15 protein-coding genes are annotated in these 15,300 nt (G+C 69.0%); 14 read left to right on the forward strand and 1 reads right to left on the reverse strand.

The genetic code is table 11. The features are described 5' to 3' along the window. Window positions 1-66: 66 nt before the first annotated feature. The 13 genes from NM1_RS42930 to NM1_RS05675 all read left to right on the forward strand — a co-directional run bounded on the left by NM1_RS42930 (window position 67) and on the right by NM1_RS05675 (window position 12,348). Entirely contained in the window at window positions 67-528 is a 462-nt protein-coding gene (locus tag NM1_RS42930) for a nuclear transport factor 2 family protein (protein ID WP_169814199.1), read from the forward strand. Continuing rightward, complete coding sequence (locus NM1_RS05620; RefSeq protein ID WP_068014609.1) at window positions 525-953, forward strand: nuclear transport factor 2 family protein; 429 nt, start codon at window positions 525-527, stop codon at window positions 951-953. The genes NM1_RS42930 and NM1_RS05620 overlap by 4 nt, the downstream gene beginning before the upstream one ends. 62 nt (window positions 954-1,015) lie before the next feature. After that, entirely contained in the window at window positions 1,016-2,284 is a 1,269-nt protein-coding gene (locus NM1_RS05625) for a beta-ketoacyl-[acyl-carrier-protein] synthase family protein (RefSeq protein WP_068014611.1), read from the forward strand. After that, window positions 2,281-3,546 (forward strand): beta-ketoacyl synthase N-terminal-like domain-containing protein, encoded by a 1,266-nt coding sequence (locus tag NM1_RS05630; protein ID WP_068014613.1) that lies wholly within the window; start codon window positions 2,281-2,283, stop codon window positions 3,544-3,546. Before NM1_RS05625 ends, NM1_RS05630 begins: the two co-directional genes overlap by 4 nt. A gap of 5 nt (window positions 3,547-3,551) precedes the next feature. After that, window positions 3,552-3,824: an acyl carrier protein gene (locus NM1_RS05635; RefSeq protein ID WP_068014717.1), complete on the forward strand. Its 273-nt coding sequence runs from the start codon at window positions 3,552-3,554 to the stop codon at window positions 3,822-3,824. Beyond that, entirely contained in the window at window positions 3,814-4,608 is a 795-nt protein-coding gene (locus NM1_RS05640; RefSeq protein WP_068014615.1) for an SDR family NAD(P)-dependent oxidoreductase, read from the forward strand. The genes NM1_RS05635 and NM1_RS05640 overlap by 11 nt, the downstream gene beginning before the upstream one ends. 28 nt (window positions 4,609-4,636) lie before the next feature. Continuing rightward, the gene (locus NM1_RS43490; protein ID WP_068014618.1) at window positions 4,637-5,545 is read left to right on the forward strand and encodes an aromatase/cyclase; all 909 of its coding nucleotides are present in this window, start codon (window positions 4,637-4,639) and stop codon (window positions 5,543-5,545) included. Next, window positions 5,542-6,477, forward strand: a complete 936-nt coding sequence (locus NM1_RS43495) for an MBL fold metallo-hydrolase (protein ID WP_068014620.1) — start codon at window positions 5,542-5,544, stop codon at window positions 6,475-6,477. The genes NM1_RS43490 and NM1_RS43495 overlap by 4 nt, the downstream gene beginning before the upstream one ends. A 14-nt stretch (window positions 6,478-6,491) precedes the next feature. After that, window positions 6,492-8,075, forward strand: a complete 1,584-nt coding sequence (locus NM1_RS05655) for a class I adenylate-forming enzyme family protein (RefSeq protein ID WP_068014622.1) — start codon at window positions 6,492-6,494, stop codon at window positions 8,073-8,075. Next, the gene (locus NM1_RS05660) at window positions 8,072-8,770 is read left to right on the forward strand and encodes a dienelactone hydrolase family protein (protein ID WP_068014624.1); all 699 of its coding nucleotides are present in this window, start codon (window positions 8,072-8,074) and stop codon (window positions 8,768-8,770) included. The genes NM1_RS05655 and NM1_RS05660 overlap by 4 nt, the downstream gene beginning before the upstream one ends. Window positions 8,771-8,782: 12 nt before the next feature. Beyond that, complete coding sequence (locus tag NM1_RS05665) at window positions 8,783-10,324, forward strand: acyl-CoA carboxylase subunit beta (protein WP_068014625.1); 1,542 nt, start codon at window positions 8,783-8,785, stop codon at window positions 10,322-10,324. Window positions 10,325-10,347: 23 nt separating this feature from the next. Further along, entirely contained in the window at window positions 10,348-10,545 is a 198-nt protein-coding gene (locus tag NM1_RS05670; RefSeq protein ID WP_068014627.1) for an acyl-CoA carboxylase epsilon subunit, read from the forward strand. A 27-nt stretch (window positions 10,546-10,572) separates the two neighbouring features. Next, window positions 10,573-12,348: an acetyl/propionyl/methylcrotonyl-CoA carboxylase subunit alpha gene (locus tag NM1_RS05675; RefSeq protein WP_068014629.1), complete on the forward strand. Its 1,776-nt coding sequence runs from the start codon at window positions 10,573-10,575 to the stop codon at window positions 12,346-12,348. Between the two features lie 199 nt (window positions 12,349-12,547). Here the strand turns inward: NM1_RS05675 and NM1_RS05680 are convergent, their stop codons facing one another. After that, window positions 12,548-13,603: an Lrp/AsnC family transcriptional regulator gene (locus tag NM1_RS05680; protein WP_068014631.1), complete on the reverse strand. Its 1,056-nt coding sequence runs from the start codon at window positions 13,601-13,603 to the stop codon at window positions 12,548-12,550. 108 nt (window positions 13,604-13,711) lie between these two features. On the opposite strand from NM1_RS05680, the gene NM1_RS05685 reads away from it, so the two are divergent. Then, entirely contained in the window at window positions 13,712-15,280 is a 1,569-nt protein-coding gene (locus NM1_RS05685) for an MFS transporter (RefSeq protein ID WP_068014633.1), read from the forward strand. The last annotated feature ends 20 nt before the right edge of the window (window positions 15,281-15,300 follow it).

Here is a 15,300-nt window from a genome sequence, read left to right on the forward strand (position 1 = left end):
AGCCAGGGGGACCGCATCGACTTCGGTTTCGAAAATGTTAACACAATTCCCACGGGGCGGTACGAGATGGCAACAAAAACATCGACGGCGGGAAGAATCGATCCCGGCGCGACGGACTACGGCCTATGGAACCGGTTCTATGCCGACCATATGGCGGCGCTCGACGCGGGCGATGTCACGAACTGGTCCGCGGACTTTCTGCCGGAGGCCGTCTTTACCGCGAGCGGGCTCGAGAATCCGTTGCGCGGGGCCCGGCAGATCGAGGAGGCGGCGGCCGCGGGCCATGCGGCGCGGACGAAGTCCGGCGTCCGGCACCGGCATCTGGTCTCGATGCTGCGGATCGAGCCGCGCACCCCGACCCTCACCCGGGCGACCAGCTACGTGCTGGTCATCGAATCCCGGGTCGGCGGCGGGTCCGAGATCTACGCCAGCACGCTCTGCGAGGACCTGCTGGTTCGCCGCGACGACCGCTGGCGGATCCGGTACCGCCGCGTCACCCGCGACGACAAGCCCTGGGAGCGCGCATGACCGCCACCGCGGCCGCCGTCCGGCCGGCGGCGCTCACCGCGAACATCGAGCAGTTCTACGCCGACCAGGTGCAGGCACTGGACCGCGGTGACTTCGCGGCCTACGCCGCGACATTCGTCCCCGAGGCGGTCTTCCGCATAGCCGGTCTCCGCACCTTGCTCGGGCGGGCACAGATCGTCGACCACAGCCGCACACTTCGGGCAGAACGGTCGGCACGCAATGCGGTGCAGCGCCACTACATGTCCAATTATTCGGTCGAGTCGACGGCGGCGGGGGTGCTGGTGCGCGCCATTGTTCTCACCGTCGAGTCCGCGCCGGGGCAACCGGCCCGACCGACCGGAATTATTTCGTGTGAAGACATTCTCACCCTCGATGCCGAGGGGCGATATCTGGTCGAGTTGCGGACCGCAATGCGCCTCGCGTAGCTCGCACTGCCACCTTTCCACCGCCGGGCCCGAATTCCGGCGCGGTTGATTCAGGAGTCCTAATGTCAAACCTCCGCAGAGTCGTCGTCACGGGTATCGGTGTGGTTGCACCGGGTATGCCCGGACGGAAGAATTTTTGGAATCTCATCGCCGGCGGGCGCACCGCGACCCGGCGGATGACCCTCGTCGATCCGACACCCTTCCGCTCGCAGGTCGCCGCCGAGGTCGACTTCGACCCGCTGATGTGCGGACTGAGCCCCGCCGAGACCTCGCGCATGGATCGGGTCGGCCAGTTCGCCCTGGTCGCCGCGCGCGAGGCGCTGGTGGACAGCGGCCTCGAGTTCGACCGCACCGATCCGTGCGATACGGGGGTCGTGGTGGGCACGGCCGTGGGGTCCACGCCGGGGCTGGAATCGGAGTACGTCCGGATGAGCGACCGGGGGCGGCTGTGGGAGGTCGCCGAGCGCGAGGCGTCTCCGAACTACTACTCCTATTACATCCCCAGCTCCATCGCCGCCGAGCTGGCGATGGAAGTCGGTGCGCAGGGCCCGGTTTCGGTGGTGTCCAGCGGTTGCACCTCGGGGCTGGACTCGGTCACGCACGCGGTCGAGCTGGTCCGCGAGGGCACGATCGAGCGGGCGGTGTGCGGCGCCTCGGACGCGCCGATCTCCCCGATCACCATCGCGTGCTTCGACGCGATCAAGGCCACCACGCCGCGGTTGGAGAGCCCGGAGCGCGCGTCGCGGCCGTTCGACCTGTCCCGCAACGGATTCGTGCTCGGCGAGGGCGCGGCCATGTTCGTGATCGAGGAACTCTCGGCCGCGGTGCGGCGCGGGGTGCCGATCTACGGCGAGATCAGCGGATTCGCCGGGCGGTGCAACGCGTACCACATGACCGGGCTGCGCCCGGACGGCGCCGAGATGGCCGACGCCATCACCTCCGCCCTGCGTCAGGCCCGCGTCGCGCCGACGGATATCGGCTACATCAACGCGCACGGGTCCGGCACCAAGCAGAACGACAGGCACGAGACCGCCGCGTTCAAGCGCTCCCTGGGCGACCACGCGTACCGCACGCCGATCAGTTCGATCAAGTCGATGGTCGGACATTCGCTGGGCGCCATCGGCTCCATCGAGATCGCCGCCTGCCTGCTCGCCCTCACCAACGATCTGCTGCCCCCGACCGCCAACTGGACCGCGCGCGATCCGGAGTGCGACCTGGACTACATCCCGGGCGAGGCGCGACCGGCGGCGTTGGACCACGCCCTGACCGTCGGCAGCGGCTTCGGCGGTTTCCAGAGCGCGATGGTCATCTCCCGGGTGGGTGCGCGATGAGCGCCGTCATCACCGGGCTGGGCGTGATCTCGCCGTTCGGGCTCGGCGCCGAGGCGTACTGGTCGGCGACGCTCGAGGCCGCCAATGCCGTCGCGCCGATCACCCGGTTCGACGGCGGGCGCTACGCGACGGGCGTCGCGGGCGAGCTGACGGAGTTCGAACCGCGGGCGCACCTGCCCGCCCGGCTGCTGCCGCAGACCGATCGGGTCACCCAGTTCGCGCTGGTCGCGGCCCAGGAAGCGCTCGACGACGCGCAGCTGTCCCCCGACGATCTCGCCGGATACTCGGCGGCGGTGGTCACGGCCAACAACGGCGGCGGCTTCGAGTTCGCGCAGAAGGAGATGCAGGCGCTGTGGGCGCAGGGGCCCGACCACGTCAGCGCCTACCAGTCCTTCGCCTGGTTCTACGCGGTCAACTCCGGGCAGATCTCCATCCAGCACGGAATGAAGGGGTCCGGCCGGGCGCTGGTCGCCGACGATGCGGGCGGCATGGAGACGATCGGACAGGCGCGGCGGCAATTGCGTTTCGCCACAGCAGATTCCGGCGTCGACGGCTGCCGGATCGTGCTGGCGGGAGCGGTGGACACGAATGCCTGCCCCTGGGGTTGGTCGGCCTACACCAGCGCCGGGCTGATGACCGCCGGAGCCGACCCGGACACGGCCTACCGGCCGTTCTCCCCCGGCGCCTCCGGATTCGTCTCCGGCGAGGGCGGCGCGCTGCTGACCGTGCAGCCCGACCGAGCATCCGACGGCACGCGGCCGCACCGCCGGTACGCCGAAATCGCCGGATTCGCCTCGACTTTCGATGGCCGGGGCGCGCCCGGAGCGGGGCTCGAACGGGCGATCCGCAGGGCGCTGGCGGATGCCGAAGCGGGTCCCGAGGAGGTCGACGTGATCTTCGCCGACGGATTCGGCACCGCGGACATGGACGAGCAGGAGGTGCGGGCGATCACCGCCGTCTTCGGCGCCGGAACCGTGCCCGTCACGGTGCCCAAGGCCGGAATCGGCCGTGTCGGTTGCGGTTCCGGCGCGCTGGACATCGCCACCGCGTGCCTGGCACTGCGGGCCGGTGTCATCCCGCCCACCCGGGACTACCCGCGCTCGCTGCGGGCCCGGGACCTGGACATCCCTACCAGCCCCGTCCCCGCGGACCTCGGTGCCGCACTGGTACTCAGCCGCGGGCGCGGCGGCTTCAATTCGGCGACCTTGCTGCGCAGGCCGAGCAGCGCTGTCGCGGTAGCGAACTCGGCCACGAAGAGGTGAATCACATGAAGGACGACACCATGCACAGGGAAATTCTCGCGACGGTGCTGCGGCAGGTGGCGGGTGACGACGCCGCCATCGAGGTGGCCACCCTCGACCAGGCCGGTGACGAAACCCTGTTCGAGGACATGGGTTTCGACTCCATCGCACTGCTGGAGGTGCTCAACCGGCTCAAGCGCGAGCACGGCATCGCGCTCGACGACGATGTGCTCGAGCAGGCCAAGTCCCCGGCCCAGCTGGTCGCGGCGATCGACGAGGAGCGCCGAAATGTCGCCTGACACGAACGGACAGGCCCGGGTCGCGCTCATCTCCGGTGGCACCAGCGGCATCGGCCTCGCCACCGCCACCCGGCTCGGCACCGCCGGGTATCGGGTGTTCATCTGCGGGCGCAACGCCGACCGGCTCGCCTCCACCCTCGAGGATCTGCGCACCCTCGGCATCACCGCCGACGGCGTCGGTTGCGATGTGCGCGACGAGACCTCGATCGAGGCGTTCATCGCCGCCGGAGTCGAGCGCTTCGGCCCGGTCGACACCCTGGTCAACAATGCCGGAATCCCCGGCGGCGGGGTGACCAGCGGACTGTCGAGCGAGCTGTGGGACACCGTGATCAGCACCAACCTGCGCAGCGTCTTCCTGATGTCGAAGTACGTGCTGACCACGGGGCGGATGCAGACGCTGCCCGCCGGACAGATCATCAATATCGCGTCCACCGGCGGCAAGCAGGGCGTGGTGCTCGGCGCGCCGTACACGGCGTCCAAGCACGGCGTGGTCGGCTTCTCCAAGTCGCTCGGACTGGAGCTGGCGGGCACCGGGATCACGGTGAACGCCGTCTGCCCGGGCTATGTCGAAACGCCTATGGCACAGCATGTCCGGAGCAACTACTCGAAGATCTGGGATATCGAGGAGTCGGCGGTGCTGACGAAATTCGAGGCCAAGATCCCGCTGGGCCGCTACACCACCCCCGACGAGGTGGCCGGGCTCGTCGAATTCCTCACCACTCCGCCCGCCGCCGCCATCACCGCGCAGGCGATCAACGTCTGCGGCGGCCTGGGCAACTACTGACCGGCACCTACCGATCGAGGACAATGCCATGGACACAACACATTCCATCGAGATCGACGCCGACTCCGGCACGGTCTACGACCTGCTGGCCCGGGCCGAGTACTGGCCGGAGCTGTTCGCTCCCACACTGCGAGTCGAATACCTGCACCGCGCACCGGATTCGGAGATGCTGCGCATCTGGGCCCGGGCCGGTGACGACGTCAAGTCGTGGACCTCGGTGCGGGAACTGGATCCGGCGGCGGGCCGCATCACCTTCCGCCAGACCGCCCCGCCCGCACCGATCGCGGCCATGGCGGGAACCTGGACCATCGAGCCCGTCGCCGACGGCAAGACGAAACTGCATCTGGCACACACCTTTTCCGCCGTCGGCGACGAGGCCTCGGTGCTGGAATGGATCGAGCAGGTCACCGACGAGAACAGCCGCACCGAACTGGCGGGGCTGAAGGCGCTGGCCGAGCGGCACAGCGAGACCGCCGAGGTGCGGACGTTCTCCGACTCGATCCGCATCGCCGCCGACCCGAAGGCCGTTCACGAATTCATCTGGGACGCCGAGCGGTGGACCGAGATGCTGCCGCACGTCAAGGCGATCGATGTGCGCGAGTACGGGCCGGGCGTGCACGCGCTGACCATGACGACCCGATCCAGCGTCGGCGAGCACGACACCATGTCGATCCGAATCACCGACGGGCACAGCCGGATCGAGTACAAGCAGCTGAACCTGCCGCCGCTGCTGGATCTGCACCTGGGCAGCTGGACGATCGACGCCTCCGGCGCCGACACCGTACTGACCTCCTCGCACACCGTCCGGCTGCGGCCCGAGCACGCCACCGCGGAACTGCAGGGCGCGAACCTGGACAAGGCGCGAGATGCGTTGAGCACCAACAGCATGTCGACGATGCGCATCGCCAAGCAGCGATTGGAGAGCGAGCACTCGTGACCGGACTCGCGACGGCCGCACTGCCCGCGGCCCCCACCCTGGTGGAGCTCGCCCCCGGCGTATTCGCCTACCTGCAGGAGCATGCGGGGTGGTGCGTCAACAACTGCGGCGTGATCGCGGGCCCGCACGGCACGACGGTGATCGACACCTGCGCCACCGAGACACGCACGCGGGCACAGCTGGCCGCCGTCGCCGCGCTGGACGTCGCGCCGATCACCGAGCTGGTGAACACGCACTTCCACGGCGACCACGTCTTCGGCAACTGCTTCTTCCCGGAACGCACGCGCATCGTGGCGCAGCAGCTGACCCGGGACGAGATCGCCGAGAACGGCACGGCGCTGACCGGGCTGTGGCCCGAGGTCGACTGGGGTGCGGTGGCGGTGCGGCTGCCGGACATCACCTTCGACGGGCGGCTCACCCTGCACGACGGGGACCGCGCCATCGAGCTGATCCATCTCGGCCCCGCGCATACCCGCGGTGACACCGTGGTGTGGCTGCCGCGGGAGCGGGTGCTGTTCAGCGGGGACCTGCTGATGTCCGGGGGCACACCGTTCTTCCTGATGGGATCGCTGGACGGGATGCGGCGCGCGGTGGAGGCGATGCGGGAGCTGCGGCCGCGGGTGATCGTGCCGGGGCACGGTCCGATCGCCGGGCCCGAGTTGCTCGAGGCGACCACCCGGTACCTGGACTGGGTGGGGTCCATCGCCGCGGTCGGGTACCGGGCGGGCCAGCATCCGCTCGATGTCGCGCGGCACGCCGATCCGGGCACCGAGTTCGCCGGGTGGTGCGATCCGGAACGCCTGGTCGGCAACGTGCACCGCGCCTACGCCGAACTGCGTGGCGGTGCGCTCGGCGAACCCCTGGACGTGGTGTCCGTCTTCGGCGAGATGGTCACCTTCAACGGCGGCGCCCTGCCGCACTGCGCCGCCTGATACGGAGACGAAAGATGCACAGCGACAGCACAATCGAGCTGAACGGGACGATACGTCACCCGAATCCGGGCAGTTCCTGGATCAGCGGCGAGCCGGCCCCGGACACTACGCCCGGCACCGTCGACGAGCTGCTCACCGAGGCAGCGCGCAGCCACGGGCAGCGAACGGCGGTGCAGACCGATTCGTCGGTGCTCACCTTCGCCGCGCTCGACGACCTGGCCGACGCGGTGGCACGGGCGCTGCGGGACAAGGTGGGGTCGCGCCGGGTGATCGGCATCGTCGCCGATCTGGACCCGGCCTTCCCCGCCTACTACTACGGCGGCATTCGCAGCGACAACGTTGTCGCGCCGATCAATCCGCTGCTTCCCGCACCGGCGCTCGCGCACGTGCTGGAGCTGTCGGCACCCGCCGCGGTGCTGGTCTCCGACCGGGGTTTCGAACAGTTCCTGGCCAAGGCGCTCGGCGATGAGCGGCTCAAACCCGTACTGCACGAACCGATCCGGCTCGATTCGGGTTGGCTGGTGCGCACCGGTTTCGAGCGTGGGTCCGGGCTGCCCGACGACGCCGCCGCGCTGATGTTCACCAGCGGCTCCACCGGTCCGGCGAAGGCGGTCTGCTACAGCCACGCGAATATTCGCGCCAACGCCGAACAGCTCGCCGCCGCACACGGTCTCGCCGACAGCGGCGGGCTCGCGCACAGCCGGCCCATCTACTACCCGATGCATATGAACGCGTCGGTGCGGGTGGGCACGCGGCAGATCCTCGCGGGGCATCGGAACGTGTGGGAGTCCGTGGTCGTCGCGGATCAGCTGCGCGCCACGCACCTGTACTCACTGCCGGTGCGGCTCGAGCAGCTGGCGGCCGACCCGCGGTTCGGCGACACCGAGCTCCGGCACCTGACCATGATCGGCTCCGGCAGCACCGCCCTGTCGGCCCGCGCGAACGCGCGCATCCGATCCACCCTCGGAATGCCCTGCTGGCAGGGGTACGGCCTGACCGAGACCACCTCGCTGATCAGCACCGAGCGGGCCGGGGCGGAGCGCATCGGATCGGTCGGCGCCGCCGTCGGCGGGATCTCGGTGCGGATCGCGCCCCTGGACAGCGCGACACCCGACCCGGTGCCGACCGGAACGCCGGGACAGATCTGGGCCCGCGGCCCCGCGATCATGCTCGGCTACTACGACGGCACCGCGATCCACGGCAGCCCCGGAACCTGGTTCCCGACCGGCGATTACGGCAGCCTCGACGCCGACGGCCTGCTGACGGTCACCGATCGGATCCGGGACCTGGTCCACCGCGACGGCGAGGTGGTCTCCCCCTCGGCGGTGCGGCGCGCGCTGGAGTCGCATCCGGGTGTCGAAGAATGCGAGGTGGTCGGGGTCCGGGACGGCGCCGCGGTGCGCCTGGTCGGCTTCGTCAATGCCGCGGGCGGTTCCACCGGCCTGCTCGAAGAGCTACGCGACACCTATTCCGAAGCAGCACAATTGAACTCGATCGAACTGGTGGAGCGGCTGCCACGCCTGCCCAACGGCAAGGTCGACCGATCCGCACTGTCCGACATCGCACGAGCCGACATCGCACGAGGAGCAGCGCAATGAACCAGACCCGGATCGACACCCCCACCGGCGCCGTCGAGGCCGAACTCGTCCGCCCCGACGGTCCCGGCCCCTGGCCGGGCGTCGTCGTGGTGCACGACGTCATGGGCCTCAACGACGACGTCCGCAATATCACCCGCACCATCGCCGAGGCCGGATATCTGGCCGTGACGCCCCGGCTGTTCGACGGCAGCGGGCCGCGCTGCCTGGTCGGAATGTTCCGCGACTTCAACCGCGGTCAGGGCATGACCTTCGACCGCATCACCGCGGCCCGGGAGTTCCTGAAGGGGCAGACCGACTGCACCGGCCGCATCGGCGTGGTCGGCTTCTGCATCGGCGGCGGCTTCGCCCTGGCCACCGCGACCGACGGGTTCGATGCGTCGGCGCCGTTCTACGGCAATCTGCCCAAGGATATGAACGAGGCGCTGCGCGGCAGCTGCCCCGTGGTCGGCAGCTACGGCCGACGGGACCCGTCACTGATGGGCGCCGGAGACAAATTGTCGAAGGCGTTGTCCCACAACGATGTTCCCCACGATGTGAAGACCTACCCCGGCGTCGGGCACGGCTTCGCCAACCACTGGAACGCCGGACCGATGACGCCGCTGCTGCGGGTCACCGGCTTCGGGTTCCAGCAGCAGGCGGCCGACGACGCGTGGCGGCGGGTGTTCGAGTTCTTCCATACCTACCTGAAAGCCTGAGAGGGAGAAGCCGTGTACCCAGCCGTCGCCGAGCTGACCGACCTGCAGCGGTCGGTGCAGAGCAATACCACCGCGGCCACCGCGCGCCAGCACGACCAGGGCAAGTCGACCGCGCGCGAGCGCATCGACATGCTGCTGGACAAGGGATCTTTCACCGAGGTCGAGTCGCTGCGGCGCGGCCTCGGGTCCGGATTCGGGATGGCCGGGCGCCGGCCGCACACCGACGGCGTGGTGACCGGATGGGGTACGGTCTTCGGCCGCACCGTCTTCGTATACGCCCAGGATTTCCGCATTCTCGGCGGTGCGCTCGGCGAGGCGCACGCCGAAAAGATCCACAAGGTCATGGATCTGGCGGCGTCCACCGGCGCTCCGCTGGTCGCGCTCAACGACAGCGCGGGCGCCCGGATTCAGGAGGGCGTGGCCGCGCTGGCCGGATTCGGCGGGATCTTTCGCCGGAATGCCCGGTCCTCCGGGGTGATTCCGCAGATCAGCGTGATGCTCGGGCCGTGTGCGGGCGGCGCGGCCTACAGTCCGGCGCTGACCGATTTCGTGTTCATGGTGCGCGGCATCGCCCAGATGTTTCTCACCGGGCCGGACGTGGTCGCGACGGTCACCGGGGAGCGGGTCACGATGGAGCAGCTCGGCGGCGCCGACGTGCACGCACAGCGGTCGGGGGTGGCGCATTTCGCCTATGACGACGAGCAGACCTGCCTGCACGACGTGCGGCTGCTGCTGTCCATGCTGCCCGCGAACAATCACGAACAACCGCCCGTCGCACCGTGTTCGGATCCCGCCGACCGGCGCAGCGATGCGCTGTACGAGATAGTTCCGGCCGACGGCAACCGGCCCTACGACATGCGCGCGGTGATCGAGGAGATCGTCGACGACGGTGTCTTCTTCGAGGTGCAGGAGCAGTGGGCGGCCAATGTGGTCTGTGTGCTCGCGCGGCTCGACGGGCACGTGGTGGGAATCGTTGCCAGCCAGCCGAGTTCGATGGCGGGCGCGCTCGACATCGCGGCCGCCGAGAAGGCCGCGCGTTTCGTCCAGACCTGCGACTGCTTCAATATCGCGATCGTGACGCTGGTCGATGTGCCCGGATTCCTGCCGGGTGTCGGGCAGGAACACGGCGGCATCATCCGGCACGGCGCCAAACTGCTGTCCGCGTACTGCAATGCGACGGTGCCGCGGGTATCGGTGGTGCTGCGCAAGGCATTCGGCGGCGCCTACATCGTGATGGACTCCCGGTCGATCGGTGCGGACCTGGCGCTGGCATGGCCCACCAACGAGATCGCCGTCATGGGCGCCGAGGGCGCGGTGGAGGTCGTGTGCCGACGCGAGCTCGCGGGTGCCGATGATCCGGAGGCACTGCGGGAGGAGCGGATTCGCGAATACCGCTCGGAGCTCATCCATCCCTATTACGCGGCCGAGCGCGGCCTGGTGGACGAGGTGATCGACCCCGCCCAGACCCGGCCGATGCTGATCCGCGGCCTGGCGATGCTGCGCTCGAAACATGCCGATCTGCCGTGGCGCAAACACGGCAATCCCCCGCTGTGATCGTCGGAAAACGGAGAGACTGTATGAACGACAATGGAATCGGGATTCGAATCGAGAAGGGCAATCCCGACGATGTGGAGATCGCCGCGCTCGTCACGGCACTGCTGCTGGCGACGGCGGAGCCCGCGGAACCGAGCGTGCGTCCGGCGCCCGCGCTGTGGTTGCGGCCGCGACGGCGCGCCGTCTTCGTCACCGCGAACAGCTGGTGCCGGGCGGCCTGACCGCCGCCGACCGAGGAGGGGCCGACCGTGCGAAAAGTATTGGTAGCGAACCGGGGCGAGATCGCGGTGCGGGTGATCCGGGCCGCCCGGGACGCCGGAATTGCGAGTGTCGCGGTGTATGCGAAGCCGGATGCCGAGGCACCGTTCGTGCGACTGGCCGACGAGGCGTTCGCGCTCGGAGGCCGGACGTCGGCGGAGTCGTATCTGGTGTTCGACAAGATTCTCGACGCCGCGGCGAAATCGGGGGCGGATGCCGTTCATCCGGGTTACGGGTTTCTTTCGGAGAACGCCGATTTCGCGCAGGCGGTGCTGGATGCGGGGTTGACGTGGATCGGGCCGTCGCCGCAGTCGATCCGAGACCTCGGGGACAAGGTGACCGCGCGGCACATTGCCGAGCGGGCTGCCGCGCCGATGGCCGCGGGCACCAAGGATCCGGTGAAGAACGCGGACGAGGTCGTCGAGTTCGCCGAGCAGTACGGCGTGCCGGTGGCGATCAAGGCGGCCTTCGGAGGTGGTGGGCGCGGGATGAAGGTGGCGCACACCATCGCGGAGATTCCCGAACTGTTCGAATCCGCTACGCGAGAAGCGTTGGCGGCGTTCGGGCGCGGTGAGTGCTTCGTGGAGCAGTACCTGGACAGGGCGCGTCACGTCGAGGCGCAGGTGCTGGCCGATCAGCACGGCAATGTCATCGTCGCCGGTACACGTGACTGTTCGCTGCAGCGGCGGTTCCAGAAGCTGGTCGAGGAGGCGCCCGCGCCGTTCCTCTCCGACGAAGTCCGCGCCGAGATACACGCGAGCGCGAAGCGGATATGCCGCGCGGCCGGATATTACGGCGCGGGAACGGTGGAGTACCTGGTGCAGGGCGAGACCGTGTCGTTCCTCGAGGTCAACACGCGTCTGCAGGTGGAGCACCCGGTCACCGAGGAGACCTCCGGAATCGACCTGGTGCGCTGGCAGTTCCGCATCGCCGACGGCGAAAGGCTCACGATCAGCGAGGATCCCGCGCCGCGCGGGCATTCGATCGAGTTCCGTATCAACGGCGAGGACGCGGGCCGCAACTTCCTGCCCGCCCCCGGTCCGGTGACCGTGTACAAGGAACCGACCGGCCCCGGCGTGCGGATGGATTCCGGTGTGGTGCAAGGGAGTGTGATCGGTGGACAGTTCGACTCCATGCTGGCCAAGCTGATCGTGACCGGCGAGAACCGCACGCAGGCGCTGGAGCGGGCGCGGCGGGCGCTGGCCGAGTACGAGATCGACGGCCTGGCAACGGTGCTGCCGTTCCACCGCCACATCGTCTCGAACCCGGCGTTCATCGGGCATACCGCGGCCGACGGCTCCGAAACCTTCGACATCTACACCAAGTGGATCGAAAACGACTGGGACAACCCGATCCAGCCCTACACCGCCGGACAACCCGCCGACGACGAAGACCCGGCACCGCGGCAAACGATGGTCGTCGAGGTCGGCGGCCGACGACTCGAAGTGTCCCTTCCGAACGAGCTCACCGCCCGCAGCACCGCCGCGACGCCGAACAGCGTCGTCCGCATGAAACCCAAGTCCCGCACCAGATCCGGCGGAACTTCCGCCTCGGGAAACGCCGTCACGGCCCCCATGCAGGGCACCGTGGTCAAGGTCGCCGTCACCGAGGGTCAAATCGTAGAAGCAGGCGACCTCATCGTCGTCCTGGAAGCCATGAAAATGGAAAACCCCGTCACCGCCCACAAACCCGGCACCATCACCGGCCTCACTGTCGAGCCGGGTGCCGCCATCACCCAAGGCACAGTTCTAGCCGAAATAATCTGAGCACCAATAGATTCCGGCCAAGAACGTGCCGGAAATGATGGAGGCACAGCCATCACGTTGCCGACATGCCACTCCCCTCATTTCCCGGCATCCCACCCCTTCATTTCCCGGCATGCCACCCCCTCATTTCCCGGCACGTCACCCCCTCATGTCCCGGCATGCCACCCCTCATTTCCCGGCATGCTTTTGGCCGGGATCCTCACCCCGCGGCGGGCTCACCCGGCGCGGCGGAGGGCACTGCCAGCCGGAGGCCGTTGCGTAGTGCGCCCGCCTGCTTCACCGTGCGGATCACCGGGGAGGTCTCCACCATCGTGAGGCCTTCCAGGAGGCGGACTTTCGTGGTGATGAAGGCGTACAGGTCCTCGGCGGTGCGGCAGACCACCGAGGCCAGGAGGTTCGCGGTGCCCGTGATCGCCACGACGAAGGGCACTTCCGGCTGGTCGGCCAGTAGTTGCCCGCCCTCGGCGAGGTGCTGCGGATGCACGGTCAGCCAGAGATACGCCAGCGACCGGAACCCCAGCAATTCGTAGGCCAGGTCGATGTCGAAGACCAGGGTTCCACTCGCCACCAGGGCGTCCAGCCGCCGCGCGGTGCGGCCGTGGGAGCGGTGCGTGGCCTGCGCCAGGCGCGCCACGCTCGTCCGGCCGTCCACCGCAAGCAGATTCAGCATCGGCAGATCCTCCGGCAGCACCTCGGTCCGCCCGCGCGGCGCCGCCGGCGGCGGGGCCGGCATCTGCGCGGACAGCTCGCCGAACTGCGCGTCGGTGAGATGGTCACCGTAGGCCTGCCAGTCGGCCCCCTTCGTCTTACCGAACCGGTGAATCCATTCGTGTGCGTAAACCCGGTCCACCGCACGGGTTTTCGGCAACCGGTTCAGCAGCAGCGACTCGCGGTCCTGCATCGTGCGGCAGTGGATGTTGCAGATGATCTCCGAACCGCCCGCCGCGATCGACACCCAGGACACATCGGCACGCCGCGCCAGCGTGGCACAGATCTGGTCGGCCGATTGCGCGCTGCACCGCAATCGCAGCGTCCAGGTGCTCTGCGCGGTGTCGTCACCGCCGACCAGGCCGCTGATGCGCAGGATCCCCTCCGAGACCAGCCGCCGGTAGCGACGGCCGATCGTCTGCTCCGATGCGCCCAGGACCTGCGACAACACCGTCACGGGAGCCCGGTGGTAAATCGACAGGCATTGGATGATCTTCATATCCAGCTCGTCGAAGTCGATGGAATTTCCCAGATCTATCTGGTTCATGGAATTAATCCTCATTCTGAGGCCAGAACCTGTCAATGGTCCGGCGCGGCCGGGAGCATGAGCGACGACAACGACGTCACGGGCACAATCCCATTCGAAGGAACTGAGATGCGGAAATGGGTTCCGCTCGGCGCCGTAGCGCTGGGCACACTGATGTTGCTGATCGACGTGACCATCGTCAACGTCGCAATCCCGCAGATGGCCACCGATCTGGACGCCGGGCTGGCCGATCTGCAGTGGGTGGTCAACGCCTACGCGCTGGCGCTCGGCGCCGTCCTGCTCGGCGCCGGCGGGCTCGCCGACCGCCTCGGACACGTCAAGATCTACGTCTACGGCCTGGCGGTCTTCGCGATCGCGTCCCTCGTCGCCGGGCTCGGGACGAATCTGCAGGTGGTCGTCGGGGCGCGGGCGGTGCAGGGCATCGGCGGCGCCGCCATGCTGGCCACCAGCATCGCGCTGCTCAACGCCGCCTACACCACCGGCAAGGATCGCGGGATCGCCTTCGGCGTCTGGGGCGCCACGGCCGGTGCCGCGGGTGCGGTCGGTCCGGTGCTCGGCGGGGTGCTCACCGAGTGGCTGTCGTGGCGCTGGGTCTTCTTCGTCAACGTGCCGGTCACCGTGCTGGCCATCGCACTGTCGTTGCGCGCCTTCGCGAATGCGGGCGGCGACCGGCAGCGCAAGCTCGACGTCGCGGGCATCGCGACCTTCACCCTGGCGGCGGCCGCGGTCACCTACGGGCTGATCGAGGCGGGCCCGCGCGGCTGGTCCGATGCCCTGGTGATCGGCTCGTTCGCGGTGGCGGTGCTCGCGCTGGCCGGATTCGTAGTGGCGGAAATGGTTGTCGCACAGCCGATCCTGGAGCTGCGGCTGCTGCGCAATCGCGAATTCGCCGGAATCCTGCTCGGTTCCGGGCTGCTGAACTTCGCCGCATTCGGGTATCTGCTCTACACCGCGCTGTGGCTGCAGGACGACCGCGGCATGAGCCCGATCTCCGCCGGACTGGCGGGAGCGGTCGCGCTGGCGCTGGCCGGATTCGTGGTCAGCGGGGCGATCGGTCGACATCTGCACGATTCGAATCCGCGCTGGATCATCGGCGGGGGGCTGGTGCTGATCGCCATCGGCGCTGCGGCGCAAGGCATTCTGACTCCCGACTCGAGCTGGGTCCGGCTGCAGGCGGGCCTGGTCATCGCGGGCTGCGGTGTCGGCCTGGCCACGCCGATCCTGGTGTCGAGCGCGATGTCGGCGGTCCCGGTATCGCGCGGCGGGATGGCCGCGGGCGCGGTGAACACCGCACGACAACTGGGGCTGGTGTTCGGAATCGCGGTGCTGGGCACCGTCTTCCAGAACCGGGCCGCCCACGTGCTGAGCGACCGCGGCCTCGGCGGCGACACCGGCGAACTGGCCCGCACGATCGCGTCCGGCGGCGGCGGTCAGGTCGTGGCACAGACCCCCGAGGCGCAGCGCGGCGCGCTGGCCGAGGCCGTCCACGCCGCCTTCGCCTCCGGCCTGAACGTCACCCTGCACACGGCGGGACTGGTCGGGCTCGTCGGCGCGATAGTCACCGTCGTGCTGATCCGGCACCGCACCCACGCCGAACCGGAGAACGCGGCCACCGCCGCGGTCGAGAACACGCCCGAACCGACCGGCGCCGACCTGCCCACCGCAACGCGCGCCTGATCCCGCTCGCTCACCGATCG

Source organism: Nocardia mexicana NBRC 108244, assembly GCF_001613165.1.
GTDB classification, from domain to species: Bacteria; Actinomycetota; Actinomycetes; order Mycobacteriales; family Mycobacteriaceae; genus Nocardia; species Nocardia mexicana.

Excerpts from the sequence above, each read along its gene's own strand:
- NM1_RS05660 (WP_068014624.1), top strand. The coding sequence starts at position 8,072 with ATGAACCAGACCCGGATCGACACCCCCACCGGCGCCGTCGAGGCCGAA.
- NM1_RS05655 (WP_068014622.1), top strand. The coding sequence starts at position 6,492 with ATGCACAGCGACAGCACAATCGAGCTGAACGGGACGATACGTCACCCG.
- NM1_RS05640 (WP_068014615.1), top strand. The coding sequence starts at position 3,814 with ATGTCGCCTGACACGAACGGACAGGCCCGGGTCGCGCTCATCTCCGGT.
- NM1_RS05635 (WP_068014717.1), top strand. The coding sequence starts at position 3,552 with ATGAAGGACGACACCATGCACAGGGAAATTCTCGCGACGGTGCTGCGG.
- NM1_RS05625 (WP_068014611.1), top strand. The coding sequence starts at position 1,016 with ATGTCAAACCTCCGCAGAGTCGTCGTCACGGGTATCGGTGTGGTTGCA.
- NM1_RS43490 (WP_068014618.1), top strand. The coding sequence starts at position 4,637 with ATGGACACAACACATTCCATCGAGATCGACGCCGACTCCGGCACGGTC.
- NM1_RS05630 (WP_068014613.1), top strand. The coding sequence starts at position 2,281 with ATGAGCGCCGTCATCACCGGGCTGGGCGTGATCTCGCCGTTCGGGCTC.
- NM1_RS42930 (WP_169814199.1), top strand. The coding sequence starts at position 67 with ATGGCAACAAAAACATCGACGGCGGGAAGAATCGATCCCGGCGCGACG.
- NM1_RS05670 (WP_068014627.1), top strand. The coding sequence starts at position 10,348 with ATGAACGACAATGGAATCGGGATTCGAATCGAGAAGGGCAATCCCGAC.
- NM1_RS05685 (WP_068014633.1), top strand. The coding sequence starts at position 13,712 with ATGCGGAAATGGGTTCCGCTCGGCGCCGTAGCGCTGGGCACACTGATG.
- NM1_RS05680 (WP_068014631.1), bottom strand. The coding sequence starts at position 13,603 with ATGAACCAGATAGATCTGGGAAATTCCATCGACTTCGACGAGCTGGAT.
- NM1_RS05620 (WP_068014609.1), top strand. The coding sequence starts at position 525 with ATGACCGCCACCGCGGCCGCCGTCCGGCCGGCGGCGCTCACCGCGAAC.